Source organism: Nitratidesulfovibrio liaohensis, assembly GCF_011682075.1.
GTDB lineage: Bacteria > Desulfobacterota > Desulfovibrionia > Desulfovibrionales > Desulfovibrionaceae > Cupidesulfovibrio > Cupidesulfovibrio liaohensis.
The window spans coordinates 1-12,326 of sequence record NZ_VSMK01000788.1; the positions used below are offsets into that span (position 1 = coordinate 1).

The following is a 12,326-nucleotide window of genomic DNA, read 5'->3' on the forward strand; positions in this document are numbered from 1 at the left end:
GCCGCCGACGCAGGCCTGCCCGCCGACCTTCCCGAGGACATGCGCCGCGAGCTTGCCGCGCTGCTGGACCGGCTGGGACTGCCCGCCGACGCTGCTTTTGCCGACGTGGTCACCGCCCTGCGCCGGCACAGCGGCCAGTTGACCCCGCTGGAAACGTCACTGCTGTTTCTGGATGAATGGCGCAGGCAGTACGCCTGACACGCGGGGCGCCCCCGCCGCGCAGCATGATCGTTTGCGTCGGGGGAGGGGCTACCGATGGATCGCCAGCGAGGCGATATCGGGCACGGACGCTTTCCGTGCCCAATGCGGCTGTGCTGCGCAAACATGGCGTGGCCTTGCCAATGTGTACAGGATGGACTATGCGCCGGGCCATGAGCGTTCGTACAACTCACCACATTATTTCGCGTGTCCGGCGCGTTTGGCGTGTCTGGCGCGATCTTTGTGCGCTGTGCATGGCATGCGCAGTGGTGTCGTGCGCAGCGCTTCTGGCATGTGGGGTGCGCCCGGCGCTGGCGGGTGATCCATCGCCGCGAACGCTGGTGGCCGTATCCGACGAATGGGCGCCGCGCATCATGGCCGGGCCGGATGGGTCTGCCGAGGGCATCTGTTCCATGGTGCTGCGTCAGGTGGCCGAGGATCTGGGGCTGGACGTGGCGTTCGGCTTCATGCCCAAACCGCGCCGCCAGGCGGCCTTCCGCCGTGGCGAGATCAATGTGGTGCCGTGCGCATCGCCCATGTGGGAGGGCGTGCTTGCCGACGTGGCCGTGTATTCCGAGCCGTTCATGATGGCCACTGAAATGGTGGTGGTGCCTGCCGGGACCAAGGGCGTGTTCCGGTCCGTGCGCGATTTTGCGGGAATGCGCGTGGGCACCATCGGCGGCTATGTCTACCATGATGGCTTCGACGAGGCCTTCGAAGCAGGGATGCTGCGCCGCGAGGACGCCTACGCCGTGACCCAGAACCTGCAGAAGCTGCGGGTCGGGCGCATCGACGCCATGATCGTGGATGATTACGAGGCCGCCTACTGGATGCACAAGGCAGGCTGGTCGGAGAGCGATTTCCGCGTGGCCTATGTGTTTGCCGACCCCGCACCCATCACGGTGATGCTGCATGCCTCGCTGCGCGACTTTCTGCCTCAGGTCAACGCCTCGCTGGCGCGCATGCGGGCCAACGGTACCCTGCGTGCCCTGTTCGCGGAATACGGGCCGCAGAAACTTGCCGCGCACCTTACCCGCTGACCCGGGCCGGGACCGTCCGTCCCGGGTTCAACCGCCCGCACCCGGCGTCATCCGATTTTTCCAACGGGCCACTCCACTCCGTGCTCCAATCGCTTGCCAAGGAACGCGCCATGAAACTCTACCGCTATCTGACCGGCCCTGATGATTCCGCCTTCTGCCACCGCGTCACCGAGGCCCTGAACAAGGGCTGGCAACTGTACGGCGGCCCCACGCTGACCTACGACGCCGAGCGCAAGCGGGTGATCGCCGGGCAGGCCATCGTCAAGGACGTGGAAGGCGAGGACTACGTGCCGGGCATGGACCTTTCCGCCCAGTAGCGCCAGCAGCCTGCGGGCGTCGGCATCATCCCTGCTGCATCTCGCCGACCAGGCGTTGCAGTTCGTGGGCCTGGTCCGCCAAATCCCCGATGGCACGCGCCGCGTGCACCATGGCCTCGGCCATGGATGACGAAATGCGGTCCACTTCCTTGATGGCGTGGTCTATCTGGTCGTTTTCCGCCGTCTCGCGCTCTACGGCTGCCGCGATGCTGCTCACCTGCGCCGCCGTTTCCTCTATGAGCCCCACGATTTCGCGCAGCGTCTCGCCCGATCGTTGTGCGGCCTGCGTCGAATCGTTGATGGCGCCCACCGCGTTGTCCACGTTCTGCACGTTCTTGCGCGTCCCTTCCTGAATGTAGCCAATGGCTTCGCCCACCTGCCGGGTGGCGGCCATGGTCTTTTCCGCCAGTTTGCGCACCTCGTCCGCCACCACGGCGAACCCCCGCCCGGCATCGCCCGCACGTGCCGCCTCGATGGCGGCGTTAAGGGCCAGCAGGTTGGTCTGGTCTGCTATGTCCGAAATGACGTTCATGATCTGGCCGATGCCTTCCGCCTGTTCCCCCAGCACGGCCATGTCCGTCTTCAGGCTCAGCGCCTGATTCTGCGCAAGGCCGATGCCGCGCACCACGTCGCCGACCACGGATGCGCCCTCCAGTGCCTTTGCGCGGGCGTTGTCGGCGGTGTGGGAGGCGTTTGTGGCACTGTGGGCGACATCCGCTATGGTCTCGCTCATCTCGCCGATGGCCGTTGCCGTGCGCGCCACGCTGTCGAGCTGCGAAGAAGTGCCGCTGGAGGTGTGGTCGATGCGGCGCGTCAGTTCTTCCGACGCCCTGGAGACGTTGGCTACCACCGTTTCGATGCGGGACGCCGCCAGCATCATGCCCTTGCGGGTGGCCAGCTCAGCTTCGCGGCGGACATGTTCCGCCTCTTCCGTGGCCAGCCGCGCCCGGTGGGCTTCTTCCGTGGCCAGCCTCTGCTTTTCCTCGGCCCCGGAGATCAGCCCCCGGAGGCTGACGACCATGCGGCGCAGGGCTTCGGCAAGCATGCCCACCTCGTCTGCGGCGTGCACGTCCAGTTCACGGTCAAGGTTGCCTTCGCTGACCGCCTTTGCGTAGTCCACGGCCCGGCGCAGGGGCCGGGTGAGCATGAGCGTTATGCCCACGCCAAGCAGCATGGCCAGCACTGGCCCCCCCAGCATGCCCACCACGATGGCGATCTTGTGCCGCGAGGCGCTTTGCATCTCCTGCTGGTAGAGTGCCGCCGATTCCTTGCCCCCCTGATCCGTCAGGGCATCCAGGGCGGCAAACGTGGCGTCGTGCACCTTGCGCAGGTCGGTGGTGCGCGCCAGTATTTCCATCAGCCCCAGAATGTCGCTCTTGTCCTTTTCCCACTCGCGGATGAGGTCGAACAGGGCGTCGTTGCCCTTGCGGCCAACATCGAGCTGCGTGCGGAACTCCGCGAACAGGGCGTTCTCGCGCTCGGAGCGGGGCAGCGCCGAGTACTTCTCCATGGCCTCCGCTATGGCCGCGCGCGACTGCTCTATGGCCTCGTATTGCTGCCGCGAGAAATCCGGAGAAATGCCGGGCACCAGCAGGCTGCGCTGGGCAATGACGACTTCGCGGATTTCCTCTGCAATGCGCAGAAGGTGGGGAAACCCCGGCATGCGGCTGGCCACGATGCTTTCAAGCGAATGGCTGGCGCTGTTGATGCCGAGATAGCCGATGATACCCACCCCGAGCGTTATGGCGGCGACGATCAGAAAGGCTCCTGCGATCTTGGTGCCGATGCGCGAGATGCCCATGCCTTCCCCCTGTGGAAAGCCGACGCCCGCTCGCAGCGGGCGTCGAATGTCATGCGGACACCGGGTCCGGGTTTACTGGTATGCCCCGCAGCCTACCAGCAGGTCGTCCACGCGTTCCATGTACATGGATTTCGGTTCGATGAGCTTGGTCTGGGGGTTGGAGAACTTGTAGTCCTGCCAGAACGAGGCCTTGGTTTTTCCCAGCTCCACTCGTTCCTTGACAAAGTACTTGCCGTCGGGGTCGCGCAGTTCCATCAGGTTCTTGCCCACCTGTTTGGCATTGGCACCATGAGCAAGGCAGTTGCCCTGCATGTCGTAGACAACCACGTACAGGTCGCGGTCGACGAACATGCCCTGCGTGTTGCTGATTTCCGCCAGGGCCTTGTCGCGTCCGTTGGCCTTGAGGTAGGCCACGGCCTTTTTGACCATGGCGACGGCTTCATCCTTGCTGCCCTTGGCCTGGGCGCTCGCCAGCGTGCACAGGGTTGCCACGAGCAACAGGGCCAGTGCCGCGCGCAGTGCGTATCTCATGGGGGGTCTCCTTTGGCGGGCCATGCCGCACCTGATGGATATGATGGGTGCCATGATAGCTTGGTGGATACGCGCGGGGCATGATTACTTGGTGCGAAGGACGGGCGGGTAACGGATAACGTCAGTGTATGCGGCTTGGCAGGTGAGGAGGACGCGGACACGCAAGACCGGCCAAGAGGACTGCTGTCCGCCTGGCCGGTCATCATCGTCATGTTGGGTATTTTGTTGTGCGGTGTTGCTGGATGGGCGCAGGAATCAGGGATGGTTCCTGAACTTGTCCGCGGTATGCGGGCTGCCGGAATGGCAGGGGGTACAGTCCATCTTGCCCTTCAGCAGGGGCGATTGCTTGCCTGGGTTGTGGCATTCGCCGCAGTAGGTGACCGAGGCCGGGTCGCCGTGGGCCACGGCAAAGGTGCCCGCCTGCTTGGCGTTCATGATGGCGATGGCCTTCACGGCCACGTCGGCGGTGATGCGCGCGCAACGTTCGCCGCGTTCGGTGCTCTTTTCCGCAAAGCCCGACGTCTGGCACCACCGGCCCACGGACACGTGGCACAGCGGGGAATGGCTGACGCTGGTGGGCAGCGCACCGCCCACACCCTTGAAGGCCGCGCCCGGATCATGCATGGGGAAGGCGGTCTGCTCGTACCAGCGGAACAGTTCCGCCACCATGGGGTCGCGATCCTTGCGGCCCCAGAACAGCGCAAAGGCGCTGGCCGCGCCCAGCAGCGCGCCGCAGATGGTGCCCCAGTCGGAAATGCCGCTCTTGCCCACCTCCAGCATCGTGAAGGGAAACTGGTTGTACGGCGCGCCGTGCTGTTCGCCCATCATGCCCACGATGGCGTAGAACACCCCGTACCCGCAGCCGTACCCCTGGTGCCAGTAGCCGTCGTAGGCCACGGGCGCGCAGACCCCGGCATCCAGCACGTGGGGCTTCCACGAGAAGGGGGCGTCCTTCTGGGCAAAGCGTCCGCTGGTGGCGGCCATGGCCGGTTCCGGCGCAAGGACGGACCCCGCGCCCGGCAGCAGGCCGCCGGCAAGGCAGCCCGTGGCGCACCCCAGCACCCCCATGGTCTTCAGCATCGTTCTTCTGTTCATCCGTTCCATGCTGTTCCTCCGATGAAATAGGAGCGATCACTCGCGCTCGGTATTGGTGGTGCATCAGCAAGAGGCGTTCCATGGTTGTTCTTTTCATGAACAACGTGAAACGACGGGGTGTTGCATGAATCCAGGGGAGGTGATGGGTGCAAACATGACTTTCAGGCTGCCAACCGCGCATGTCGTGCCGCCAACCGGACATTGCAGGCCGACCAAGGGAAAGCACTGGCAGGGAGGCAGAGGCGCGACGGCGGGAATGCGCTCGGAACGGCAGCCGCACAGGGAACTGAGATGCCGTGGGGGGACTGGCTGAATGGGGAGCGGTGATGAAAGGGCGAAAAAAAGGCCGGAAGGTAGTCCTTCCGGCCTCTTGGGGGTGGCTAGTACAGGTGGCGCTTGGGGGGCTGTCAGATGGCGCGGGGATGCTCCGCGTGCCTGCCAACGGGCGGGCACTTCAGAAGCAGCCCCTACCGGCGGCAGCCGCAGCTTACGGCGGCGCGCATGCCGCGTTCGCCCACGATTTCCGTGCTGATGCCCTTGTCGGTGAACAGTTCCAGCAGGATGCAGTTTTCCACCCGGCCATCCACGATCATGGCCTTTTCCACGCCTTCTTCCAGCGCTTCCAGGCAGCACTTCACCTTGGGGATCATGCCGCCGGTCAGAGTGCCGTCGGTGAACAGTTCCACGGCCTCACGGGTGGTCAGCGAGCGGATCAGTTCCTTCTGCTTGTCCAGAATGCCCGCCACGTCGGTAAGCAGCAGCAGGCGCTTGGCGCGCAGCGCCGCCGCCACGGCCCCGGCCACGGCGTCGGCGTTGATGTTGTACGTCTCGCCGTTTTCGTCCACGCCCACGGGCGCGATGACCGGTACGAAGTTGTCGCGCTCCAGCGAGCGGAGCAGGGTGGTTTCCACCCGCATCACCTCGCCCACCTTGCCAAGGTCGATGATTTCCGGCGCATGGTTGCCGCCGTTGACGATCATCTCCATCTTGCGGGCGCGGATGAGCTGGCCGTCCTTGCCGGAAAGGCCCACGGCCTTCACCCCGCTGAGGTTCAGCAGGTTCACGATTTCCTTGTTGACCTTGCCCACCAGCACCATTTCCACCACGTCCATGGTGGCGTCGTCGGTGACGCGCAGCCCCTCGCGGAACTGCGACTGGATGTGCAACTGTTCCAGCATGCGGCCAATCTGCGGGCCGCCGCCATGCACCACCACCGGGTTGATGCCCACCTGCTTCAGCAGGGCGATGTTGAGGGCGAAGGCCTTTTTCAGCGCCTCGTCCTTCATGGCGTGCCCGCCGTACTTGATGACCACGGTCTGCCCGTGGAACTGGCGCATGTAGGGCAGGCACTCGATGAGCACCTTGGACTGGAGCTTGGCGTAGGCGGCGGGGTCTGCGCAGCAGGACGCGGCCTGTTCGGTCTGGCTCATGGCACTCTCTGCGGGCGGTGCGCTACGGCAAGGTAGCGGCTGGGGTTCTTGCAACGGGGCCTGTTTCCCAAGGCAGGATTTTACCGGAAGCCGGTACTACAAAATGTAGCGGCTAAGGTCCTTGTTGGCGCGCACGTCGGCCAGGTGCTCGCGCACGTAGTCGCTGTCCACGGTGACCCGGTCGCCGGAGCGGTCGGGCGCCTCGAACGAAAGGTTGGCCAGGATTTTTTCCAGTATGGTGTACAGCCGCCGTGCGCCGATGTTTTCGGTCTGGGCGTTGGTTTCCTCGGCAAAGGCGGCGATTTCGCGCAGGGCGTCGTCGGTGAATTCGATGTGCACGCCCTCCGTCTGCAGCAGGGCGGTGTACTGCCTGGTCAGCGCGTTGTGCGGCTCGGTGAGAATGCGCAGAAAGTCGTCCTTTCCCAGTGCGGACAACTCCGCCCGCAGGGGAAAGCGCCCCTGCAATTCCGGAATCAGGTCCGAGGGCTTGCTGAAATGGAACGCCCCGGCGGCGATGAACAGGATGTGGTCGGTGCGCACCATGCCGTACTTGGTGTTGACCACGCTGCCTTCCACGATGGGCAGCAGGTCGCGCTGCACCCCTTCGCGCGAGACGTCGGAGCTTTTCTGGGTACTGCCGCTGGCGATCTTGTCGATTTCGTCGATGAAGATGATGCCGGTCTGCTCCACCCGTTCGCGGGCCAGGTCCGACACGCGGTCGTGGTCGATGAGCCGGTCGGCCTCTTCCTGCGTCAGCAGGTTGAAGGCGTCGCGCACCTTCATGCGGCGGCGCTTGCGGCGCGAGGGAAAGACCTTGCTGAACATGTCGCGCACCTGCGAGCCCACGTCCTCCAGCCCCGGCATGGACAGCACGCCCACCTGCGGCCCACCGGATTCCTCCACCTCCATGTCCACCTCGCGGTCGTCCAGCTTGCCGCCGTGCCACAGGGTGCGCAGTTTTTCGCGGGTGGAGGAGCGGCTGTCCGGCGCGGAGCCGGTGCCCGTGCCCGTGGGAGAGGACGCATGGGACGCATCGGCCTGCGCCGGGGGCTGGGGAATGGCCTGCCCGCCGGAAAGGTCGAAGGTCAGGCCGCCCATGCCCTGGGTTTGCGGGGGCTGGGGCGCGCCGCCGGGCAGCAGCAGGTCCAGCAGGCGTTCCTCTGCGCGGGCCTCGGCCTTCACGCGCACCTTCTCGTTTTCCTCGGCCCGCACCAGGGCGATGCCGATTTCCATCAGGTCGCGCACCATGGATTCCACGTCGCGGCCCACGTAGCCCACCTCGGTGAACTTGGTGGCCTCCACCTTGATGAACGGCGACGCGGAAAGCCTGGCCAGCCGCCGGGCGATCTCGGTCTTGCCGACGCCGGTGGGGCCCATCATGATGATGTTCTTGGGGGCTATCTCGTCGCGCAGGGCCGGGTCCAGCTGCTGGCGGCGCCAGCGGTTGCGCATGGCCACGGCCACCATGCGCTTGGCGGCGTTCTGGCCCACGATGTACTTGTCCAGTTCCGAAACGATTTCACGAGGGGTGAGGTTGCTCATGTTCGGTGTGCGCGAAGGCGGGTTGTTCGTTCTGTCGGTGGCCCGCCCGCAAAGTGGCAGCGGGGCGGGGCGGGCGCCGTGCGGGGCACGATACCAGCGCGGGCGGTGAAAGCCAACGCCCGGCAGGGGCGCGGGCCGGGCCGTAAACGGAAGGGGAGGGGGCACATGCGTGCCTCCTCCCCGTTTTTGCGATCGTGTGCGCTATGCGCGCTATTCCAGGGGCACGGTGCGGAAGAAGGTCTGGCCGCGGCGCATCAGTTGCAGCATCACCGCACCGCGCTTCTTGCCGTCCTGCTCGATGACCTTGGTGAGGTCGGCGGTGGTGTTCACCGGCTTCAGGTTGGCCAGCAGGATGATGTCACCGGCGCGGATGTCCGCCTCGGCAGCGGGCTTGCCGCCCTCGACGGAAACCACCAGCAGGCCGCGCGCTTCTTCCAGCTTCAGGTTGCGGGCGTCTTCCGCGCTGACGGGCCGCACGCTCATGCCAAGCCCGGCGGATGCCTGTTCCTTGCCGCTCTTTTCCGGGGCGGCATCGCCGCGCTGGGCGGTCAGGTGTTCCGCCGTGCGCTCGCCAAGGGTAAGGTTGACGGTCTTGGTCTGGCCGTTGCGCCACAGGGTCAGCTTGGTGGTGTCGCCGGGCTTCAGGGCCGCAATGCGCCGCAGCAGCTGGCTGGAATCGGACACGTCGTCGCCTTCCACCTTCAGCACGATGTCGCCGGGCTTCAGCCCCGCCTTGTCGGCGGGTTCGCCGGGCATCACCGAGCCCACCAGCGCGCCGCGCGGCTCGCCAAGGCCCAGGGCACGGGCGGTTGCCTCGTCCACGTCCTGGATGGTCACGCCGATCCAGCCGCGCCGCACCTTGCCCTCTGCCCGCAGTTGGGCAATGACCCGCTCGGCCATGTTGCTGGGAATGGCAAAGCCGATGCCCTGGCCGGACGCGATGATGGCGGTGTTGATGCCGATGACCTGGCCGTCCATGTTCAGCAAAGGACCGCCGCTGTTGCCGGGGTTGATGGAAGCGTCGGTCTGCAGGAAGTTGTCGAACGGGCCGGAGCGGATGTCACGCCCCTTGGCGCTCAGGATGCCCGCGGTCACCGAGTGGTCGAGACCGAAGGGGTTGCCGATGGCCAGCAGCCATTCGCCCACTTCCAGCTTGTCGGAATCGCCGAAGTGCAGCACCGGCAGCGAGTTGCCCGCGTTGATCTTCAGCAGGGCAAGGTCGGTCTCTTCGTCGGTGCCGATGACGTTGGCCACGTACGAGTTGGACTTGCCGCTGGCGCCTTGCAGGTTCACGCGGATCACGTCCGCCTCGGCCACCACATGGTTGTTGGTGACGATGTACCCGTCGGTCGAAATGATGAAGCCGGAGCCCAGCGAACGCTGCTTTTGCGGGCGCTGCTGGCGGCCATGGAATTTTTCGAACTGGTCGAAGAATTTGTCGAAAGGGGTGCCGGGCGGCATGTTGCGAAACAGTTCGTTGAACGGATTTTCCGCGGCCTGCACGGTTTTTTCGGTGCTGATGTTGACCACGGCGTTGCCCGACTGCTTCGCCAGTTCGCGAAAGTCGGGCAGCATGGGCGCGGCCTGCGCGGCTGCTGCAAGCACAAGGCACAGCGCCAGCGCGGCGGCGAGGGGACGGAAAAGTGAGCGTGCCATGTAGGGCTCCTTGGCAGGGGGAGTTTGCAGGCGGCGACGTGCCCGCGGCAACGGCCCCAGTGTTCGCGGGGTCGACTGGGTGAGATAATAGGGCATACCGGTACGATGTAAACACCGTGACGACATTTTTTGTCCGTGGAGGACAGGGGCCACGCTGCGGGCAGCGTTAGGGACTGCACCGGGTGAACCCCGAAACGAGGCCGAAGGTCGGGCAAGCCGAGGGCGCGAAAAAACGGGGGAACGCGCCTGCGCCCCCCCGTTTCGTCGGTAGTTGTCGTGCGGCTATTTCTTGCGCTTGTCCAGGGCGGCCTGCAAGGCGCTGCCCAGGCTGCCGAAGCCGCTGGCATCGCCGGACACCACGGTGGCCGGGGCAGAGGAGCGCGTACCGCGGCCTCCGTCACGACCGCCGGGGCGACCACCGTCGCGGCTGCCCCCGCGCCCTTCGCGCGGCTCGCGCTTCTGGGGCTGGGCAAGCTTGCGCCATTCGTCGTCGTCCTCGCCGGTGGCGTCCGCCGGGGCCAGCGAGATGCGGCGGGCCTTCACGTCCAGGTCGCGCACCACCAGCGAGACTTCCGCGCCGGGGTTCAGCCCGGCGTAGGTCTTGGACTGGGGCGAGGTGGCGGCCACGGCGTTGGGCAGAAGTCCGGTGATGCCGGGGGCCAGGTTGATGAACAGGCCGAAGGGGGCGCGCTTTTCCACGGTGCCGGTGACGGTGGAACCCGAGGGGAAGCGTTCTTCCACGGTGCTCCACGGGTCGCCTTCCGCGTCGCGCAGGCTCAGGGACAGCCGCTTGCGGGCGGGGTCCAGTTCCTTGATCTTCACGGACACGGTCTCGCCGGGGGTCACGGCCTCTTCGGGCTTGTTGATGCGGCGGGTCCAGGACATTTCGGAAAGGTGCACCAGGCCTTCCACGCCGGGCAGCACTTCGATGAAGGCGCCGAACGGGGCGAGGCGGGTGACCTTGCCGGTCAGGATCTGGTCGGCGTCCAGACGTTCGGCCACGTCCTGCCACGGGTCGCCGGACACCTGGCGGATGGACAGGGAGATGCGCGGACCCTTGCGGGAATCCTTGCCGGCCTTGCCTTCTTCCGCACCGGCAATGCCCAGCACCTTCACGCGCACCTTGTCGCCCACGCTCACGGCTTCGTCGGCCTGCTGCACGCGCGACCACGAAAGCTCGGAAATGTGCACCATGCCTTCAAGGCCGGGGGCGATTTCCACAAAGGCGCCAAACGGGGCAAGGCGGGCCACGGTGCCTTCCAGCACGTCGCCTTCCTTCACGTTTTCCATGAGGGCGCTCAGCGATTCGGCCTGTTCGCGCTCCAGCAGCATGCGGCGGGAAACAACGATGTTGCGGCCGTTCTGCTCCAGACGGGTGATCAGGAACTGGAAGGTCTGGCCGGTGAACGAGTCGGGCTCGGCACCGGGGCGCAGATCCATCTGGCTGGCCGGGCAGAAGGCGCGGCGTTTCAGGACTTCAACGTTGAAACCGCCCTTGCAGGGGCCGGTAACCTTGCCTTCAATGGGGATGCCCGCGTTCAGGGCGTCTTCCATCTGGGCCAGGCCCACCTGGCCGCCCATGGCGCGCGACAGTTTTATTTCGTTGGCGTTGGCCGAAACCACGTACAGTTCCAGCACGTCGCCTACGGCCACGGGCAGGTTGCCTTCGGCGTCTTCCAGTTCCTTGCGGTCCACAAGACCGTCCACCTTGGCTCCGGTGGCGACGAAGACGGTGTCCTCGCCGATGGCCACCACGGTGGCCTTCACCCGTTCGCCGGTGCGCACGGTTTCAGCCGCGCCGGAATGTGCCTCCAGCAGGTCCGCGAAGCTGGCGTTCTCGTCGAATGCGTCGTCACCAGCCATGTCCTGCGGGGCAGGCGCGGTGGTGGCTTCGGGGGCGGTGGCTTCCGCCTGTCCGGTTTCTGTGGTGGCCTCCTGGGCGTGCAGCCCGGTGGCTTCGGTGCGTTCACCAGTCATCAGTCCGATCTCCTTGAAAAGTGGCATGCGCCGCGTGGCGTCCACCCGCAATATCAGCGCCGAAGGGCAAGGGCAAGTGCGACGGTGTGGTTGCGTCGCCGTCCACGGCGTGCGATACTGTGAAGAAATCGCCATTTTCGCAAGGAGGTTCCATGCTCAAAGCCAAGGCACGCCACATTCTCGTCGATACCGAGGATGCCTGCAACGAATTGAAGGCCCGCATCCTGGCGGGTGAAGACTTTGCCGAGGTGGCGCGCGCCCACTCCAAGTGTCCGTCGGGCCGCCGTGGCGGCGATCTGGGGGAATTCCCCCGTGGCGCCATGGTGCCCGAATTCGACGAAGCCGTGTTCACCGGCGAGGTGGGTACCGTGCTCGGCCCGGTGCGCACCCAGTTCGGCCATCATCTGATTGAAGTTACGGCGCGCTCCGGCAGCTAGGCCGGGAAATCCTGATCTGGAAACGGCCCCTGTGACTCCCGCACGTGGGTAGCCCTTCCGCCGCTGCCCTCTGGACGGGGCAACACCGCGGCCTTATTCAATCAGGAAGGCGTTGCGGCCCGGCAGGGGCACGCCGCGCTCCATCGTTTATGCAGAGAACCGCAACCCGGCCGGGGCGGCTGCCCCGCAAGGCACCGCCCCGGCTGTCCGTTTTTTGTCAGAGCCAGCCCGGCCCGTCCGGCCCACGTGGGCCGATTGGACCGATTGGGCCACCCAGGCAGCGGCGCGCCGCGCCGCGCGGG

Annotated in this window: 10 protein-coding genes and 1 pseudogene; 4 read left to right on the plus strand and 7 right to left on the minus strand. The window is 65.9% G+C overall.

All coding sequences use genetic code 11. From position 1 onward, the window contains the following. The 3 genes and pseudogenes from FVW27_RS19195 to FVW27_RS19205 all read left to right on the plus strand — a co-directional run. Positions 1 to 198, plus strand: a pseudogene (locus FVW27_RS19195) (hypothetical protein); the annotation flags it as partial. Between the two features lie 341 nt (positions 199 to 539). Beyond that, positions 540 to 1,238 (plus strand): substrate-binding periplasmic protein, encoded by a 699-nt coding sequence (locus FVW27_RS19200; RefSeq protein WP_341806184.1) that lies wholly within the window; start codon positions 540 to 542, stop codon positions 1,236 to 1,238. Positions 1,239 to 1,348: 110 nt separating this feature from the next. Then, positions 1,349 to 1,555 carry a DUF1737 domain-containing protein gene (locus FVW27_RS19205; protein ID WP_167128380.1) on the plus strand — a complete coding sequence of 69 codons (207 nt, stop codon included), beginning with the start codon at positions 1,349 to 1,351 and terminating at the stop codon, positions 1,553 to 1,555. Between the two features lie 25 nt (positions 1,556 to 1,580). Here the strand turns inward: FVW27_RS19205 and FVW27_RS19210 are convergent, their stop codons facing one another. The 7 genes from FVW27_RS19210 to FVW27_RS19240 form a co-directional block, all read right to left on the minus strand. Next, positions 1,581 to 3,356: a methyl-accepting chemotaxis protein gene (locus FVW27_RS19210; protein WP_167128383.1), complete on the minus strand. Its 1,776-nt coding sequence runs from the start codon at positions 3,354 to 3,356 to the stop codon at positions 1,581 to 1,583. 72 nt (positions 3,357 to 3,428) lie between these two features. Then, positions 3,429 to 3,887: a cache domain-containing protein gene (locus FVW27_RS19215; RefSeq protein WP_167128386.1), complete on the minus strand. Its 459-nt coding sequence runs from the start codon at positions 3,885 to 3,887 to the stop codon at positions 3,429 to 3,431. A 255-nt stretch (positions 3,888 to 4,142) separates the two neighbouring features. Next, a complete protein-coding gene (locus FVW27_RS19220) occupies positions 4,143 to 4,991 on the minus strand; it encodes a split-Soret cytochrome c (RefSeq protein WP_167128389.1) in 849 nt (282 codons plus the stop codon). A gap of 458 nt (positions 4,992 to 5,449) precedes the next feature. Then, positions 5,450 to 6,412: an acetylglutamate kinase gene (gene argB / locus FVW27_RS19225; RefSeq protein ID WP_012611457.1), complete on the minus strand. Its 963-nt coding sequence runs from the start codon at positions 6,410 to 6,412 to the stop codon at positions 5,450 to 5,452. 96 nt (positions 6,413 to 6,508) lie between these two features. Beyond that, on the minus strand, positions 6,509 to 7,954 hold the full coding sequence (gene hslU / locus FVW27_RS19230) for an ATP-dependent protease ATPase subunit HslU (RefSeq protein WP_167128392.1): 1,446 nt from the start codon (positions 7,952 to 7,954) through the stop codon (positions 6,509 to 6,511). Between the two features lie 210 nt (positions 7,955 to 8,164). Beyond that, the gene (locus FVW27_RS19235) at positions 8,165 to 9,610 is read right to left on the minus strand and encodes a DegQ family serine endoprotease (protein ID WP_167128395.1); all 1,446 of its coding nucleotides are present in this window, start codon (positions 9,608 to 9,610) and stop codon (positions 8,165 to 8,167) included. A gap of 282 nt (positions 9,611 to 9,892) precedes the next feature. Next, entirely contained in the window at positions 9,893 to 11,587 is a 1,695-nt protein-coding gene (locus FVW27_RS19240) for a 30S ribosomal protein S1 (protein WP_208294888.1), read from the minus strand. A gap of 152 nt (positions 11,588 to 11,739) precedes the next feature. On the opposite strand from FVW27_RS19240, the gene FVW27_RS19245 reads away from it, so the two are divergent. Further along, positions 11,740 to 12,024, plus strand: a complete 285-nt coding sequence (locus FVW27_RS19245; RefSeq protein ID WP_167128398.1) for a peptidylprolyl isomerase — start codon at positions 11,740 to 11,742, stop codon at positions 12,022 to 12,024. Positions 12,025 to 12,326 lie beyond the last annotated feature (302 nt).